At 70.2% G+C, this 16,471-nt stretch carries 18 protein-coding genes; 13 read left to right on the top strand and 5 right to left on the bottom strand.

Annotation, left to right across the window (positions count from 1 at the left end):
* Positions 1–69: 69 nt before the first annotated feature.
* A complete protein-coding gene (locus tag JYJ93_RS00085) occupies positions 70–573 on the bottom strand; it encodes a hypothetical protein (RefSeq protein ID WP_206785656.1) in 504 nt (167 codons plus the stop codon).
* A gap of 138 nt (positions 574–711) precedes the next feature.
* The gene (locus JYJ93_RS00080; RefSeq protein ID WP_206785654.1) at positions 712–2,058 is read right to left on the bottom strand and encodes a TIGR00366 family protein; all 1,347 of its coding nucleotides are present in this window, start codon (positions 2,056–2,058) and stop codon (positions 712–714) included.
* An 85-nt stretch (positions 2,059–2,143) separates the two neighbouring features.
* On the opposite strand from JYJ93_RS00080, the gene JYJ93_RS00075 reads away from it, so the two are divergent.
* The 8 genes from JYJ93_RS00075 to JYJ93_RS00040 all read left to right on the top strand — a co-directional run bounded on the left by JYJ93_RS00075 (position 2,144) and on the right by JYJ93_RS00040 (position 9,927).
* Positions 2,144–3,616, top strand: coding sequence for an ATPase domain-containing protein (locus JYJ93_RS00075; protein WP_206785651.1), 1,473 nt, complete (start codon positions 2,144–2,146; stop codon positions 3,614–3,616).
* A gap of 14 nt (positions 3,617–3,630) precedes the next feature.
* Entirely contained in the window at positions 3,631–4,020 is a 390-nt protein-coding gene (locus JYJ93_RS00070; RefSeq protein ID WP_206785649.1) for a response regulator, read from the top strand.
* Between the two features lie 32 nt (positions 4,021–4,052).
* Positions 4,053–4,874, top strand: a complete 822-nt coding sequence (locus tag JYJ93_RS00065) for a hypothetical protein (protein ID WP_206785647.1) — start codon at positions 4,053–4,055, stop codon at positions 4,872–4,874.
* A gap of 128 nt (positions 4,875–5,002) precedes the next feature.
* On the top strand, positions 5,003–5,416 hold the full coding sequence (locus JYJ93_RS00060; protein ID WP_206785645.1) for a hypothetical protein: 414 nt from the start codon (positions 5,003–5,005) through the stop codon (positions 5,414–5,416).
* Positions 5,409–5,666 carry a DUF5985 family protein gene (locus JYJ93_RS00055; protein WP_206785644.1) on the top strand — a complete coding sequence of 86 codons (258 nt, stop codon included), beginning with the start codon at positions 5,409–5,411 and terminating at the stop codon, positions 5,664–5,666. The genes JYJ93_RS00060 and JYJ93_RS00055 overlap by 8 nt, the downstream gene beginning before the upstream one ends.
* Positions 5,667–5,677: 11 nt before the next feature.
* A complete protein-coding gene (locus JYJ93_RS00050; protein WP_206785643.1) occupies positions 5,678–5,953 on the top strand; it encodes a DUF5985 family protein in 276 nt (91 codons plus the stop codon).
* 40 nt (positions 5,954–5,993) lie between these two features.
* Positions 5,994–6,947, top strand: a complete 954-nt coding sequence (locus JYJ93_RS00045; protein WP_206785642.1) for an aldo/keto reductase — start codon at positions 5,994–5,996, stop codon at positions 6,945–6,947.
* Between the two features lie 142 nt (positions 6,948–7,089).
* Positions 7,090–9,927 (top strand): GAF domain-containing protein, encoded by a 2,838-nt coding sequence (locus JYJ93_RS00040; RefSeq protein WP_206785641.1) that lies wholly within the window; start codon positions 7,090–7,092, stop codon positions 9,925–9,927.
* A 21-nt stretch (positions 9,928–9,948) separates the two neighbouring features.
* Here the strand turns inward: JYJ93_RS00040 and JYJ93_RS00035 are convergent, their stop codons facing one another.
* Positions 9,949–10,338 carry a DUF779 domain-containing protein gene (locus tag JYJ93_RS00035; RefSeq protein WP_206785640.1) on the bottom strand — a complete coding sequence of 130 codons (390 nt, stop codon included), beginning with the start codon at positions 10,336–10,338 and terminating at the stop codon, positions 9,949–9,951.
* Positions 10,339–10,346: 8 nt separating this feature from the next.
* Positions 10,347–11,873 (bottom strand): aldehyde dehydrogenase, encoded by a 1,527-nt coding sequence (gene adh / locus JYJ93_RS00030; RefSeq protein ID WP_206785639.1) that lies wholly within the window; start codon positions 11,871–11,873, stop codon positions 10,347–10,349.
* Positions 11,874–12,091: 218 nt separating this feature from the next.
* Here adh and JYJ93_RS39725 point away from each other — a divergent pair, with 218 nt between their 5' ends.
* The 4 genes from JYJ93_RS39725 to JYJ93_RS00015 all read left to right on the top strand — a co-directional run bounded on the left by JYJ93_RS39725 (position 12,092) and on the right by JYJ93_RS00015 (position 15,288).
* Positions 12,092–12,769: a phosphoribosyltransferase gene (locus JYJ93_RS39725; protein WP_242543544.1), complete on the top strand. Its 678-nt coding sequence runs from the start codon at positions 12,092–12,094 to the stop codon at positions 12,767–12,769.
* A gap of 3 nt (positions 12,770–12,772) precedes the next feature.
* The gene (locus JYJ93_RS39720) at positions 12,773–13,474 is read left to right on the top strand and encodes a dienelactone hydrolase family protein (RefSeq protein ID WP_242543543.1); all 702 of its coding nucleotides are present in this window, start codon (positions 12,773–12,775) and stop codon (positions 13,472–13,474) included.
* A complete protein-coding gene (locus JYJ93_RS00020) occupies positions 13,471–14,415 on the top strand; it encodes a ribokinase (RefSeq protein ID WP_206785638.1) in 945 nt (314 codons plus the stop codon). The genes JYJ93_RS39720 and JYJ93_RS00020 overlap by 4 nt, the downstream gene beginning before the upstream one ends.
* 114 nt (positions 14,416–14,529) lie before the next feature.
* Complete coding sequence (locus tag JYJ93_RS00015; RefSeq protein WP_206785637.1) at positions 14,530–15,288, top strand: hypothetical protein; 759 nt, start codon at positions 14,530–14,532, stop codon at positions 15,286–15,288.
* Between the two features lie 140 nt (positions 15,289–15,428).
* On the opposite strand, the gene JYJ93_RS00010 is transcribed toward JYJ93_RS00015, so the two are convergent.
* Entirely contained in the window at positions 15,429–15,890 is a 462-nt protein-coding gene (locus tag JYJ93_RS00010) for a hypothetical protein (protein WP_206785636.1), read from the bottom strand.
* A 71-nt stretch (positions 15,891–15,961) separates the two neighbouring features.
* Here JYJ93_RS00010 and JYJ93_RS00005 point away from each other — a divergent pair, with 71 nt between their 5' ends.
* Positions 15,962–16,441, top strand: a complete 480-nt coding sequence (locus JYJ93_RS00005; RefSeq protein WP_206785635.1) for an SMI1/KNR4 family protein — start codon at positions 15,962–15,964, stop codon at positions 16,439–16,441.
* Positions 16,442–16,471 lie beyond the last annotated feature (30 nt).

Genomic DNA, 16,471 nt, shown 5'->3' with positions numbered 1-16,471 from the left:
GAAAGACGCCCGCGCGGGTCTCCCCGGCGGGCGTCGATGGATGTGTTGTGTTTTGGACCGGGCGAAGGACTACAGCACCTTCACCGGCACTTCCTTGAGCACCTGGTCGCCGCGCATGACGGTCACGGTCCACGCGCCGGCCTTGGGCAGCCGCACGCCGGTCCACTGACGCGCGCGCCAGCCCTCGCCCTTCACCTTCACGTCCTTCGTCTCGCGCACGGTGGTGCCCTGCTTCACCTGCACCGTGAGGTCCTCGATGGAGTCGCCCTGGGGCACCAGGTAGCTCTGCCACAGCATCACGTTGGTGCCCGCCTTGACGCCCTCGGGGCCCACCTCGGCGGTGCACTCGTACTTGTTGGGGCCGTCCTTGGCCACCTCCGTGCAGAGCTTGGCCTCCACCAGCACGGGGCCCTGGCCCTGGCCCTTGTAGAAGTAGTTCCAGGTGTCACGCACCGCGTCCGCGCTGGGGGCCTTCACCGACTCCGCCGCCGGCGCCGCCGCCTCCTGCGCTCCCGCCACAGACGCCACACCCAGCACCGCGCACAGCACGCTTCCGTTGAACAGGCTCTTCATGACTTGGGGTCCCCTCATTGATGTTGAAGGCGGCCGGCCCACGTCCGGCCCCTCGGTGTGCCTGTCTACCATGAAACATCCCGCGCCATTCCCCGAGTCCCGGATTCCAGGGTTTCGTCCCGGGGACGCCGCGCCGCGCTACCCGAACAGGAAGAAGCCGAGCGTCACCAGCGGCAGGTACGCGAGGAAGGCCACCAGGAGGAAGCCGAGGATGTCCTTGAACTCCAGCCGGGCCACGGCCAGGAGCGGCAGCGCCCAGAAGGGCTGGATGAGGTCGGTGGCCATGTCGCCCCACGCGTACGCCAGCACCACCTTCTCCGGCGCCACGCCCAGCCGGCCCGCCGCGTCCAGCAGGTAGGGCGCTTCAATGGCCCACTTGGAACCTCCAGAAGGCACGAAGTAGTTCACCACGCCGCTGTAGAGATACACGATGGCGGGGAAGGTCTTCTGCGTGGACAGCGACACGAAGAGCTCCCCGATGCGGTCCGTGAGCCCCGTGGCCTTGAAGATGCCGTAGATGCCCGCGTACAGCGGGAACTGCAGCACAATGCCGTGCAGCACGCTCGCGGCCTCCTCGCTCGCCTTGAGCAGCCGCGCGGGCGTGCCGTGCAGCAGCACCGCCAGCGTGAGGAAGGTGAAGTTCACCACGTTGAGGTTGAGCGCCTTCCAGCCGCCGTTGAGCCACAGGTGCCGCGCGAACCACACCAGGCCCAGCACGCCGAAGACGGCGTTGAGCAGCCACGCGTGGTCCAGCCACTCCGCGGGGCTCAGCTTCCCCTGAGGCTTTCGCGGCGGGACGAAGTCGCCCAGCTTCTCCAGCACCGCGGGCTCCACGCGCACGGTGCGCTCCGGCGAGGGGTGCAGCGCCCACGCGAGCGCCGTGAGCAGCGCCACCGCGGCCAGGGTGAGGCCCACGTTGAAGGGGGAGAAGAGCGTCCGGTCGATGGGGATGACCCCCAGCTGCTTCTCCAGGAAGTGCCCCGGCGTCGCCACCAGCAGCGGCGCGGAGGCGGACAGGCCCGCGTGCCACGTGGCGCCCAGGCCGAAGTAGGCGCACGCCACCAGCAGGCGGTAGTCCACATCTGGACGCCTGCGCGCGATGAAGCGCACCAGCATGGCGCTGGCGACGAGCGACAGGCCCCAGTTGAAGTACGCGAGCGCCATGGACACCGCCGCCATCAGCGCGGTGGCGCTCCTCGGGCTCTTCGGCAGGCGGGCCACCCCCTCCAGCAGGGCCTTCACCGGGGCGGTGAGCGCGAGCAGATAGCCAGTGAACATCACCAGGGCCATCTGCATGGAGAAGGTGAGCAGCTCCCAGAAGCCTCCGCCCCACGCGTCCAGCACCGCCGGCGGCGTGGCGCCCACCCAGCCCAGGGCCAGCGCCATGGTGAGCAGGGTGAGCAGCACCGCGATGGCGAAGGCGCTGGGGACGAAGCGCGCGGAGAAGCGCCCCAGGCCTTCGGCGAACCGGACGAGGGTTTCCACGGTGTGAGGGCTCCAGGCGTGCAGGGGGGCCCCGGCGTGAAACTCCCAGGGCGACACCCCGGGTTTTACGGTATGAGCGGTCGCCATGTCCCCTAGCGAGCAGCACCCGCCCGCCTTCGAACGCATCGCGACAGGCGTTCCCGGACTGGATCCCATCCTGGGCGGTGGCCTGGTGGCTTCAGGTGTCTACATCGTGGTGGGGGAGCCCGGCGCGGGGAAGACCATCCTCGCCAACCAGCTGTGCTACTCGCAGGCGCGGCAGGGTACGCGCTGTCTGTATGTGACGCTGCTGGCCGAGTCGCACTCGCGCATGCTGGCGAACCTGCGCAGCATGGCGTTCTTCGACGCCTCCCAACTGCCCCAGCGCATCTACTACGTCAGCGGCTTCCGCATGCTGGAGGAGCAGGGGCTGCCGGGCCTGCTGGAGCTCCTGCGCCGGGAGATGCGCAACCACGGCGCGGGCATCCTGGTGCTGGACGGCCTGGTGCAGGCGCAGGAGGCCGCGGGCAGCAGCCGCGACTTCAAGAAGTTCATCCACGAGCTCCAGGTGTCCGCCGGCCTGTCGCGCTTCACCGCGCTCCTGCTCACCAGCAGCGTGGGCCCCACCGTGCACCCGGAATACACCATGGTGGACGGCATCCTGGAGCTGCGCGAGCGCACCGCGGCCATGCGCTCCTGGCGCGAAATCCAGGTGCGCAAGTTCCGCGGCAGCGCCAGCCTCAACGGCGCGCACCACTTCCGCATCTCCGAGGCGGGCCTGGAGGTCTTCCCCCGCCTGGAGACGATGGTCAGCCGCGCGCAGCCGCCGGACTGGGGCACGCAGCGCGTGAGGTTCGGCGTGCCCACGCTGGACGCCATGATTCCAGAGGGCTTCGCCGCGGCGTCCACCACGCTGGTGATGGGGCCTCCGGGCTGCGGAAAGACCATCCTCGGCGTCAGCCACCTGGCGGAAGGGCTGCGGCTGGGCGAGCCCTGCCTGATGGTGAGCTTCTACGAGGGGCCGGACCGTCTGATGCACAAGGCGGCCAACGTGGGGCTGTCCCTGGGCAGCGCGGTGAAGGACGGCCGGCTGGTGCTCCAGTGGAACATGCCCGCCGAGTGCAACCTGGACCTGGTGGCGCACTCGCTGATGGAGGACGTGCGCAGACGCGGCGTGAAGCGCCTGTTCGTGGACGGCCTGAGCGCCATGGTGGAGACCACCCACGAGCCGGCGCGCATCAGCCCCTTCTTCGCCGCGCTCACGCAGGAATTGCGACGCCACGGGGTGACGACCGTCTTCACGCTGGAGACGCCGCGCCTCTTCGGCCCGGACATGGATGTCCCCCTGGGCACCGGCCTGTCCGGCGTGGCGGAGAACCTGCTGTTCATGCGCCACCTGGAGCTCAATGGCCGCCTGCGGCGGCTGCTCTCCATCTTCAAGCTGCGGGACGCGGACTACGACCCGACCCTGCGCGAGTTCCTCATCACCAGCCAGGGAATCGAGATCCAGCCGCCCTTCCAGCCGTCGCCCGAGTTGCTGCTCACCGGCATCGCCCGCTTCCCGGGCAACCACTCCTGACCTCGAGAGGCTCCGTGGTTCCCGCGACCGAGACAGTGCTGGTGGTGGACGACGAACAGGGCATCCTGGAGGCGCTCGCGGACCTTCTGCGAGAGGAGGGCTACCGCGTGCTCACGGCGTCCCATGGCCGCGAGGCCCTGGAGCGCATGGCGGAGGTGAAGCCGGACCTGGTGCTCACGGACTGGATGATGCCCGTGCTGGATGGGCCCGCGCTCATCGCGCGCATCGAGCAGGACCCGGCGCTGCGCCACATCCCCGTGCTGGGCATGAGCGCCGTGGACGTCAACGGCCTCAAGCGCCTGCACCCGGGCATGGAGTTCCTCCAGAAGCCGTTCGACATCCGGGCCCTGATGAAGCAGGTGCGCCGGGCCCTGGACGCGAACCCCCGCGTCCGGGGAGGGTGAGGCGCACCGCCCGCGTGCCCGGAGGGTCCGCCATGTTCCACCTGCTCAAGCTGGGTCCCGTGCCTCTCTCCGTGGGCACCACCGGTGTCTACCTGCGCATCGGCGAGTCCGGCGACCCGTCCGCCCCCGTCTTCGAACAGACGGACCTCGCCGGCGTGCGCGCCCTCATCGCCGGCCTGGAGCCGTCCCAGGTGTCCTGCGAGCCCGCCCTGGCGGACGCCGCTGGCGAGCTGGGCCTGGCCGTGGCGCCCCCGTCCCTGGCGGCGCTCTCCGCCCGGGCGGCCATCGCCACCTTCCTCGCGTGGGGCCAATTGGGCGTGTCCGGGCTGGGCAGCGACAAGGCCCTGCTCTTCGTCCAGGCCGCCACCGAGTTCTGGGACGCGAAGCCCTGGGCGCACTGGGACGACAGCCAGGCCTTCACCGTGGACGTGACGGGCGCGCACGAGCACACCTACGAAGGCTGCGTCTTCCATGGCGAGGACGAGGGCCCCTCGGGCCTGGCCCTCTATCTGTCCCCCGGTTCGCTGGGCCGGCTCCTGGAGCTCCAGGTGCACGGCGCGGACAAGGAGGCGCAGGCCCTGCCCGCCATCACCGTGTCGCTGGAGGCCCGCCCCACCTACGCCGTGGACGCGCTGTCCGCCGCCGGCCGCGCGCCCCGGCTGCCCCTGCCCGTGAAGGCCGGCCCCGAGGGGCTGTCCGTTCCTTCCAGCCTGGAGTCCCTCATCCTGGTGGCCGCCCTGCGCGCCGTGGCCCGCCTGTCGCCGTCCCAGCCAGAGGCCCTGAGCAGCATGGTGGCCGGCGACGCCCGCATGGACGTCCGTGTGCGGGCCCCGGCCCCCAGGGTGCGTAACTAGGCGGAATCAGGGGCCCCCTGGCGTGACGCACCCTGACCAGCCAGGCGGCCGGGCTCGTGTGGGACTGTGAACAACCGCCTGTACCGAAAAGGTTGATTCACAAAGTATCTGGGTCCATAGGTGGAGACGTGACTGACGCCGGCCTCGCACCACGGGTCCAGCGCTTCCTCACGACGCACATCGATTCCATCGAGAAGCTGGAGGTGCTCCTCCTGCTTCGCGCCCGGACGGAGCGGGCGTGGACGGCGCCGGCGGTGGCCCTGGAACTGCGCATCACCGAAGCCTCCGCGGCCCGCCGTATGGCGGAGCTGAAGACGGGAGGGCTCCTTCTCCAGGATGGGGTGGAGCAGGACGCCTACCGCTTCAGCCCTGGCCGCTCGGAGGACGTGCAGGCCACGGCGGAGCTGGCGGCGGCGTACTCGGCGCGGCGGGTGAGCGTGATTTCGTTCATCTTCTCACGTCCCATGGACCGGGTGAGGGGCTTCGCGGACGCGTTCGTGCTCAAGCAGGACAGGGACAAGGACGGCGACGGACATGGCTGAGGCGGTCTACATCCTGTGTGCGTTGACGAGCCTGTCGTGCGCGGTGCTGCTGCTGCGGGCCTGGCGCCGCACAAGGAACAAGCTGCTGCTCTACAGTGGCCTGTGCTTCGCGGTCTTCACGCTGAACAACGTGCTGCTCTTCGTGGACCTGGTGTTGGTTCCGGCGGGCGACCTGTCGCTGGCGCGCACCGTCACGTCGCTGGCGGGAGCCAGCGTGTTGCTCTTCGGCCTCATCTGGGACGTGTCCTAGGGGGGGACACCATGTTCAAGATCCTGCTCGATGGCGCGGTGTTGATGGCGTACCTGGCGTGCGCCCTGTTCTTCCTGCGCTTCTACCTCCAGTCGAAGGACCGGCTGTTCGCGCTGTTCTCGCTGGCCTTCACGCTGATGGGCGTCCACAACCTGCTGGGCGCGCTGGTGGCGCCGGACCTGGACACCGAGCGCATCCACTACCTGTATGTCGTCCGCCTGATGGCCTACCTGCTCATCCTGGGAGCCATCTGGGACAAGAACCGCGCGGGGCGAAGCGCGCGGTGAGATGCTGTTCTCCTCCTGGGCCTGACGGGAGGACCTCTTCATGACCACGACATCGCTTCCCCGCTTCACCCCGCGCCGCGTGCTCGGGCGCACGGGCTTCGCCGCGACGGCGGTGGGCATTGGCGACCTGGCGGACCGCACGGTGCCTCGCGAGGAGCTGGTCGCCACGCTCGCGCGGGCGCTGGACGCGGGGCTCAACGTCATCGACACGGCGCCCGGCTACGAGGACGGCCTGAGCGAGGAGGTGGTGGGCGAGGCGCTGCGCGGCCGGCGTGAGGGCGTGTTCGTCATCGACAAGGTGGACGAACTGGACGCGCCGGTGGCGCCCCAGGTGGAGGCGTCCCTGCGGCGGCTGGGCCTGCCGTCGGTGGACCTGTTCGCGCTGCACGCGGTGAAGTCGCTGGCGCATTGGGAGGACCTGGCCCGGCCGGGCGGCGCGCTGGAGCAGTTGGAGGCGTGCGTGGCCCGGGGGCAGGCGCGCTTCAAGGGCATCTCCTGTCACCACCCGGACGCGCTGGTGGCGGCGGTGCGCTCCGGGCGGTGCGACGTGGTGATGTTCCCGCTGGGGCCGTTCGTGGACGCGCGCTACGTGGAAGAGGTGCTGCCCCTGGCGCGAGAGAAGGGCGTGGGCGTGGTGTCCTTCAAGACGTTCGGCGCGGGCAAGCTGCTGGGCGACACGGAGGGCTACGGCCGGCCGCTCCAGGCGCGCCCGCGCGGCAAGGTCGGCTCCGGTGGCGCGGCGCCAGGCACGCCGGTGCTGCCGCACCTGTCGGTGGCGGAGTGCGTGCGGTACACGCTCACGTTGGATCCGGACGTGATGTTGATGGGAATGGGCTTCCCGAACGAACAGGACGCCGCGCTCCAGGCGGCTTCGGCCTTCCGGCCCCTGGACGCCGCGGGGATGCAGGCGGTGCGGGAGCGCGCGCACGCCGCCATCCAGGGGAAGGGGGCGGTGTGGTGGAACCCCCCTTCACCGGACGTGGCGGCGGGCTGAGCCGCGGCGCGCGGACGGGTTGCCTGCCGGACACTCGCCCGGAATCCCGCGGCCTTGGAGGCTTGTTGCCTCCGGGGGGCCGTCATTATCGGAGCGTCCCATTGGTGGGGCGTCATTCCCGTGACGCCATGACCCGCGCTCCATGCCCGAACCATCCCTCGAGCCTTCGACCGAGCCTCCCGGTGAGCCCCCGCCGCCGTCCTCCGTGACGGCGAACGACGCGGTCTCCGTGTCCGTGGGGGGAGACGGGGCCAACGTCGTGGAGCCCATCGCGACCGGGTCCCTGGCCGGTTCGCGCGAGGCGTCCTCCTCCGGAGAGGAGGGGCGCTTCGCGTTCCTGGCCCGCGCGGGCGAGGTGCTGTCGTCATCGCTGGACGAGCCCACGGTGCTGCGCCAGTTGGCGGAGCTGGTGGTGCCGGAACTGGCGGACTGGTGCACGGTGGACGTCGTCGCGCCCTCCCGCACGGTGGTGCGCCGGGCCGCGGCGCACCGCGACCCCACGCTCGTGCCCTCCGTGTATGCCATCGCCGAGCGCTGGGCCCTCCATGAGAACGGTTCCCAGGGCGTGGCCCACGTGCTGAGCACCGGCCAGGCCCGCCTCATCCCGGAGGTGCCCGAAGAGGCGTTCCATGCGCTGGCGCGGGGGAATGCCGCCCTGGAGGAGACGTGGCGCCTGGGCTGCCGCTCCGTGATGCTGGTGCCACTGGTCGCGCGGGGGCGGGTGCTGGGGTGTCTGTCATTGATGTCCGCCACGGCCGGCCGCTATGGCGACGGCGACCTGGAGCTGGCGCGCGAGCTGGCCCGCCGGGCCGCGCTGTCCCTGGACAACGCGCTCCTGTATGGCGAAGCCCGTCAGGCCCAGGCGCGCACGGCGAGGTTGCAGGCGGTGACGGCGGCCCTGTCCCGCGCGGCCACCGAGGACGCGGTGGCGCAGGTGCTGGCGCGCGAGGTGTGGGAGGCGAGCGGCGCCACGCGCGTCGCGGTGCTGGCGCTGGAGGAGGACGGCCTCCTGCGCCCGCTGCGCGTGTTGGGCTATCCGGAAGACGCGCTGGCGTCATTCAACCGGCCCGCGGACAGGGCGGCCCCGGAGGTCCGGCGCGAGGTGGGGTGGTTCGGTTCGCTGGAGGAGTTCGTCGCGCGCCATCCGGAGGGCGCGGAGTTCGCGCGCCGCCAGGGGCCGGGGGCCCGCGCGGTCCTCCCGCTGTGGGGGGAGACGCGCGTGCGGGGCCTGCTGCTGCTCGGGTGGCCGGAAACCCGCGTCTTTCCCGCCGCGGAGCGCGCGTTCCTGGAGGCGCTGGCGCACCAGTGCGCGCAGGCGCTGGAGCGGGCCGCGCTCTACGAAGCGCTGCGCGAGCGCACGGAGCGGCTGCGGCAGGCGCTGGTGACGGGCGACATGGGGACGTGGCGCCTGGACCTGGTGCGCGGCAAGGAGCTGCGCGACGCGGCGCTCAACCACATGCTGGGGTTGCCGGCGGTGGACTCGACGGTGGCGGTGGGGGACATGCTGGGGTACCTGCACCCGGAGGACCGGCCGCACGTGGAGGCGGAGTTCCACCGCCACCAGCGCGAGTCGCCGGGCTACTTCGAGCTGGAGTTCCGGGTGATGCGCCGCGACGGCGGCGTGCGCTGGCTGCACAGCGTGGGGCAGTCCTTCGCCGGGCCGGAGGGAAGGGTGACGGAGCTCACCGGCGCCATGGCGGACGTCACCCGGCGCAAGGAGGCCGAGGAGCGGCTTCAGCTGCTGCTGGACGCGAGCCGCGTGCTGGCGCTGCGCCTGGACGACGTGGAGGAGGCGCTGCCGGAGGTGGCGCGGCTGGTGGTGGACCACGTGGCCACCGGCTGCCTGGTGGACCTGGCCGCGCCGGACGGCACCCTGCGGCGGGTGACGGCGGCCCACCGCGTGCCCGAGCAGGACACCCGGCTCCACGCGGCCCTGGGCGGCACGGACCGCGGGCCCGCGCACCCGGCGCTCCAGTGCTTCCGGTCGGGGGAGGTCTGCTTCCTGTCGCGCCTGGACTTCAAGCTGTGCGACGCCGTCTCCACGAGCGACTCGCACCGGGCGCTGGTGGACCGCATGGCGCCCACGTCCGTGCTGTCGGTGCCGCTGCGCGCGCGGGGCCGCACACTGGGCGTCATCACGCTGTTCACCGCCGAGCCCCAGCGCACGCTGGTGGCCGCGGACGTGACGATGGCGGAGGAGCTGGCGCTGCGCTTGAGCGTGGCGCTGGAGAACGCGCGCCTGTTCCACGACGCCCAGTCCGCGGTGCGGCTGCGCGACGAGTTCCTCTCCGTGGCGAGCCACGAACTGAAGACGCCGCTCACCAGCCTCATCCTCCAGCACAACCTCATTGGCCGGGCGATGGAGACAGCGGGCATGCCGGCGCCCGTGACGGGGAAGCTCAACACCGCGCAGCGGCAGGTGTTCCGGCTGACGGCGCTGGTGGACAACCTGCTGGACGTGAGCCGGCTGTCGCTGGGCAAGCTGTCGCTGGAGCGCGCGGAGGTGGACCTGGTGCAGTTGACGCGCGACGCGGTGGAGCGCCTGGAGGACGTGTTCACCCAGGCGCGGTGCCCGCTCAAGCTGGAGCTGCCGCGCACGCTGACGGGCCAGTGGGACGCGCTGCGGTTGGACCAGGTGCTGGTGAACCTGCTCTCCAACGCGGCGAAGTACGGCGCGGGCCACCCGGTGTCGGTGCGCGCGGGCGTGGACGCGCGCGACGAGGCCTGGGTGGAGGTGCGCGACGAGGGCATCGGCATCGAAGCGGATGCGCTGCCGCGCCTCTTCGGCCGCTTCGAGCGCGCCGTGAGCGAGCGGCACTACGGCGGCATGGGCCTGGGGCTCTACATCAGCCGCCAGATCGTGGAAGCGCTGGGCGGCCGCATCGACGTGGACAGTCAGCCGGGGCAGGGCGCCACCTTCACGCTGCGGCTGCCCCGGAACGCGGCGGAGGCGCGGCTCCCGCATCCCCCGGAGATGTGAGGGAGGCGAGGAGCGCGGCCTTCAGTGCTGGGGTCCCCTGGGCGGAGGCCCCTCTTGTTCGAGCGCGCGGTACTCGTCGTCCGTGAACAGGCGTGAGCGGATGAGGAAGCGCACGCCTTCGGGAGCCTCGACGGAGAAGCCGCTGCCGCGGCCGGGCACCACGTCCACGGTGAGGTGGGTGTGGCGCCAGAGCTCGAACTGCGGACCGGACATGTAGAAGGGCGTGCGGACGATGTCACCCAGGTACACGTCCTCCTGTCCCACGCGGAAGTCGCCGCGCGGGAAGCACATGGGCGCGCTGCCGTCGCAGCAGCCGCCGGACTGGTGGAAGAGGAGCGGACCGTGAAGGCCCTGCATCTTGTGGATGAGGGCCTCGGCGGCCGGCGTGACGTCGACGCGCGGCACGGGCATGGGGCGGCCTAGAAGAAGCCCATGGGCTTCGGGTCGTAGCTGACGAGCAGGTTCTTCGTCTGCTGGTAGTGATTGAGCATCATCTTGTGCGTCTCGCGCCCGATGCCGGACTGCTTGTAGCCGCCGAACGCCGCGTGCGCGGGGTACAGGTGGTAGCAGTTCACCCAGACGCGGCCCGCCTGGATGCCGCGGCCCATGCGGTACGCGGTGCTGTTGTCACGCGTCCACACGCCAGCGCCCAGGCCGTAGAGCGTGTCATTGGCCATCGCGAGCGCGTCCGCCGCGTCCTTGAACTTCGCCACCGCGACGACGGGGCCGAAGATCTCCTCCTGGAACACGCGCATCTTGTTGTGGCCCTCGAAGATGGTGGGCTCCACGTAGTAGCCCTCCGCCAGCGCGCCGGACAGCGACTTGCGGCCGCCGCCGGTGAGCACCTTCGCGCCCTCCTTCTTGCCGATGTCCAGGTAGCTGAGGATCTTCTCCAGCTGATCATTGGACGCCTGCGCGCCAATCTGCGTGGCGGTGTCCAGGGGGTTGCCCTGCACGATGCGCTTCGTGCGCTCCACCGCCCTGGCGATGAACTCGTCGTAGAAGCGCTCGGCCACGAGCGAGCGGGACGGGCAGGTGCACACCTCGCCCTGGTTGAGGGCGAACATGGCGAAGCCCTCCAGCGCCTTCTGGGCGAAGTCATCGTCCTTCGCGAAGACGTCCTCGAAGAAGATGTTGGGGGACTTGCCGCCCAGCTCCAGGGTGACCGGGATGATGTTCTCGGAGGCGTACTGCATGATGAGGCGGCCGGTGGTCGTCTCACCCGTGAAGGCAATCTTCGCGATGCGCTTGTTGCTGGCGAGCGGCTTGCCGGCCTCGATGCCGAAGCCGTTCACGATGTTGAGCACGCCGGGGGGAAGCAGGTCGCCCACCAGCTCCGCGAACTTGAGGATGGTGACGGGGGTCTGCTCCGCGGGCTTGAGGACCACGCAGTTGCCCGCGGCGAGCGCGGGGGCCAGCTTCCACGCGGCCATGAGCAGCGGGAAGTTCCACGGGATGATCTGCCCCACGACGCCGAGCGGCTCCGTGAAGTGGTAGGCGACGGTGTTGTCATCCAGCTGGCTGAGCGAGCCTTCCTGCGCGCGGATACAACCCGCGAAGTAGCGGAAGTGGTCGATGGCGAGCGGCAGGTCCGCGGCGAGCGTCTCGCGGACGGGCTTGCCGTTGTCCCATGTCTCGGAGACGGCGAGCATCTCCAGGTTCTGCTCCATGCGGTCGGCGATCTTCAGCAGGATGTTGGCCCGCTCGCCGGCGGCGGTGCGGCCCCACGCGTCCTTCGCCTTGTGCGCGGCGTCGAGCGCCTTCTCGATGTCCTCCGCCGTGGAGCGGGGAATCTCGCAGAAGGGGCGGCCGGTGACGGGGCTGATGTTCTCGAAGTACTGGCCCTTCACGGGCGGGACGAACTCACCGCCGATGTAGTTGCCGTAACGGCTCTTGTACTCGACCTTGCTGCCCTTCTGACCCGGAGCTTCATAGACCTTCGACATGGGGACTCCCTGCGTTGGGTTTTGACGCACTCCTGTGGGGGTTGAAGCGGAACAGACCATAGGCAGGTAACGCTTCGCGTTGTGTGCGCGGAGCCGGAGGGAAATGTTTGTTAATGGTTGATCGCTGAATCAGTCACTCGGGCGTGATGCGAGCGGGCGGCCAGGGTGCCCTTGCTGCCATCCAGCAGGTCTTCCACCTCAAGAGGTGGGGGCACGTCATGCAACTGTTTCGAGACCGCGTCGACGCCGGCCATGCGCTGGGCCAACGGCTCCGCGTCCTGCTCGGTGGAGGCGATGACCTGTTGGTGTTGGCGCTGCCGCGCGGCGGTGTGCCGGTGGGGTTCGAGGTCGCTCGGATCCTCGGGGTGCCACTGGACGTGTTCGTGGTGCGCAAGCTCGGCACGCCGGGGCACGAGGAGCTGGCCATGGGGGCCATCGCCACCGGCGGCGTCACGGTCCTCAACGAGGGGGTCGTGCGGAGGCTGGGGATTCCCCGGTCGGCCATCGCGGCGGCGGCGGAGCGTGAAGCGCGGGAGCTGGCCCGCAGGGAGCATCTCTTCCGCGAGGGCAGGCCTCCCGCGCGAATCGAGGGGCGGACGGTGATCGTGGTGGATGACGGGCTGGCCACGGGCTCCACCATGCGGGCGGCGCTCCGGGCGCTGCGTCAGCATCAGCCCGCGCGCATCGTGGTGGGAGTGCCGGTAGGCGCGCCGGAGACATGCGCGGACCTGGAGCGAGAGGCGGACCTGCTCGTCTGCCTTCACACTCCGGAGCCGTTCTACGCGGTGGGGCAGTGGTTCGAGGACTTCGCGCAGACCACCGACGACGAGGTGCGCGAGTTGCTGGCGCGCGCGGCGCACGGGGAAGGGGCTGCCGTGAGTCCGGCGGAGGGTTGAAACATGGCTGAATACAGGATTTCAGAGCACGCGGTGCGGCTGGAGGTGGAGCCCGGCGTGGAGTTGGACGGAACGCTGAGCGTGCCGGAGCCGGTCTCGGGCGTGGTGCTGTTCGCGCACGGCAGTGGCAGCAGCCGCTTCAGTCCGCGCAACCAGTACGTAGCGAGGGTGATGCAGCAGGCGGGGCTGGCGACACTGCTCATGGACCTGCTCACGCAGGAGGAGGAAGAAGCCGAGCGGTGGACGCGGCACCTGCGCTTCGACATCGAGTTGCTGGCAGGGAGGCTCGTGGGGGCCGTGCGGTGGCTGGCGCGGGTGCCGGGGCTGGAGGGGCAGCCGCTGGGGCTGATCGGTTCGAGCACGGGGGCGGGAGCGGCGCTGGTGGCCGCGGGGCGGATGCCCGGAGCCATCCAGGCGGTGGTGTCCCGGGGCGGCCGTCCGGACCTCGCGGGTGCGATGCTGTCGGCGGTGCGAGCGCCGACCCTGCTCATCGTGGGCGGGGATGACACGCAAGTGATTGAGCTCAACCAGGAGGCGCTGGAGGCGCTGCGCACGCACAAGCGGCTGGAGATCGTCCCGGGGGCGACCCACCTCTTCGAGGAGCCGGGGACACTGGAGCAGGCGGCCCGGCTGGCCCGGGACTGGTTCCTCCAGCACCTGGTCACGGCCGCGCGGGAGCGTCCCTTCGGCGAGGCTCCGCCATGAGCCCGCGCATCGCGGTGGTGGGCGGCGTGGCCACGGACTACCTGGTGCACGGGCGGTCATTTCCGGAGCCGGGAGGCAGCGCCGAGGGCGACGTCTTCCAGGAGGCGCTCGGAGGAAAGGGGGCCAACGGCGCGGTGGCCGCCGTGAGGCTGGGGGCGCGGGCCTCGCTGGTGGCGCGAGTGGGGTCGGATGGGCGCGGCCTGAGGCAGGTGGCGTGGCTGGAGCGGGAAGGCGTTGCGCTGGAGGGGGTGGTGCCTGATGCGGAGGCGCCTTCGAGCGCGGTGCTGGTGATGGTGGATGGGCACGGGAGGAAGCAGACCTTCTTCTCGCCGGGCGCCAATCACAGACTGTCCATCCGGGATGTGCTGCGGAGCGCGGAGCGGATCGCGACCGCGAAGGTATTGCTCGTGCAGTTGGAGGTGCCGCTGGACGCGGTCCAGGCGGCGGTCCGTCTGGCGCGAGCGGCCGGAGTCCGGGTGGTGTTGGATCCCGCGCCAGCCGTGCCGCTGCCGGAGGTGCTGTTGGAGGATGTGCACGTCATCCGGCCCAACGCCGTCGAAGCCCGGGCGCTGACCGGCATCCCGGTGCATGGCCGTGCTTCCGCGCGGAGAGCCGCCCGCAACCTGCTGCTGCGCGGCGTGGGAGCGGCCATCATCGCGGCACCCGGAGGCAGTCTGCTGGTGTCGCGGGAGGAGGAGGCGTGGCTGCCTGAGTTGCCGGTGGACACGGTGGATACGACCGGAGCGGGGGATGCGTTCTCCGCGGCGCTCTGTGTGGCCCTGGCTGAAGGCCAGTCGTTGCTCTCGGCCGCGCGCTTCGCGCACGCCGCGGCCGCCATCGCGACGACACGGCTGGGGACGCAGGCGGGACTGCCCTACCGGGATGAAGTGGAGGGCCTGCTCGCGGACGTGAGGCCGGACGTGCGGCCCGCGCCGCCGTAGCGGAGACATTCGAGACACATCGCCCGCTGTCCCACCATGCCTCTTCTGGGGGATGTCGGCGCGCGTGGGCCGTGGGCCATGCTGACGCCATTCACTGCATGGAGGATGAGGGGAATGGCGTACGAGCGACCAGCGCCGGAGTCGAAGCCAAGCAAGCCCGAGCGAAAAGAACTACTGGCGCGGTATTATGGCGAGTATCGAGCGCAGGCGGTCGAGGATCCCTCCTGCTTGAATCGCAAGGTTCCGCGGGAAGCGTTTGATGCGTTGCTGGATCAAATCGGAGCGCTACTGCTTGAGCAGGCTGCGGCGCTGGCAACGACTCCTGGCCCCGTTCGCGAGTTCCTCGAACAGAACCCGTTGCCTCCGTCGCTCAAGGGGATGCTCCCCGATGACTTCCGGGCATTCTCGCTGACGCTGAATGCATTGAAGCAGTGGGTGGCCGCTGAACAGGCGGCGACCGATCGCTACCTGCTGGGCGGGAACGCTCGAATCGAGTGCCGGGCCGCAGCCGACGTGTGCATCGTTTCAGGTGCACCGCTGGCTGATGGAGTCGTTGAGCTTCATCACCCCGTGCGGGACGGTCGCCCACCGATTCCGGTCAGCAAGGATGGTCACGACCAGATCGAGGAGCAGGTTTCCAGTCCCCACGACGACAGTGTGGGGTCCGCGTTGCGTGAGCTGAGGCGACAATCGAATCGCTCCTGGGTCCACCTGCGCCGGGGCTGCCTCGACCTTCTGAATGAACCCGTGGAGCATTCGACACCGAGTGTGGCCGCGTCTTCCAAAGCGTTCGCACGGAACGCGGCAAGGGTAACGGGGATGTCATACCAGGAGATCATCTCGTGGCTTGATGACGCGGGCCTTGGAGCATGAGCCGTGAAGAGGCACTGTCGGGCGCGGTGCGGTAGTCGAGTGGCGGTCAGTGGATGAGGGCCAGGTCGACCAGCTCCAACTCCAGACAGCGTGCTCGTATCGAAGGCCCAGAGCGTGGCGTCACAGCCGTGGCCCGCCCGTCACTTCTTGGTCTGCTGTCGCTCCAACGCTCGCCGCACGCGTGCCTCCTTCTCCTGCTTCTTCCGCAACTTCTGCTGGACCTCGCCCTCGAACGACAGGTGCTCCAGGAACGCGTGCAGTTCATGTTGCGATAGAACCGGGCACTTCCAGTTCAGGTCCCGCATGCGCTGCAGGAACGCATCCGGCAGCGCCACGCCGTAACGCAGGACGTAGTACGGAAGGTCCGCCCGCCAGTGCCAGACGCCGTCCGTCAACGCATGGTGGGGCGCGATGTTCTTCTCGCCCGTAAACCAGTCACTCAGCGGCCCCGAGCTGACCGCGAAGACGACGCCTGACGCGAGATAGCGCCCGATCCGAGAGCGATCCTCTTCCGGAATCTTCCCTCGCGACTCCACGAGAGAAGGTCCTTCATCGGACTCCGGGACGAACTCACGGAAGTACCCTACGGCGTGGAGGGGCATCCCTGCTCCCTATCAGGAAGGACGCATTCAGCGCACCGCCGCCCCGGGACCCAAGGCATGGTGGCAATCCCATGTCGATGAACGCCCTGCTCGAAGAGGTCTCGCGCCTCCACCACGCTCGCCCTCCCGCGACGCCCGCGCAGCTCGATGCCTTCGAACATCGCGTCGGATGGCGCCTCGACCCGGACCTCCGCGCCTTCTACCTGCACTGCGACGGCGCGGACCTGTTCGACCGCGTCGACCCCGCGTTCTCCTTCCCCCCGCTGTCGGAGCTCCGCCGCGCGCGAATCGTCATGAGTCAGGCCGACACGGACCAGTCAGGGCCCGCGTCCTGGTACGCCCTCTGCGAGGTCCGCGATGGGAACTACGTCCTGCTCGACGTGAGCCAGCAGCACGACGGCCGCTATCCCCTGCGCGACGGCTTCCGCGAAGGCTTCCCGGATCCGGCGCAGTGCCCGCAGGTCGCCAGCTCGTTCTCCGAGTTCCTGGCGGGCGCGCTCCGCTCCAACGGCCGCTGGTTCTGGCTGAAGAAGCTGATGCAGGACGGGTGACGGATCCCGCGTCCCCACCGCACGCAGCCG

It is taken from the genome of Corallococcus sp. NCSPR001 (assembly GCF_017309135.1).
Lineage (GTDB): Bacteria > Myxococcota > Myxococcia > Myxococcales > Myxococcaceae > Corallococcus.
The sequence above is the reverse complement of the archived record's forward strand: the minus strand, read 5'-3'. Positions and strand labels throughout refer to the sequence as shown.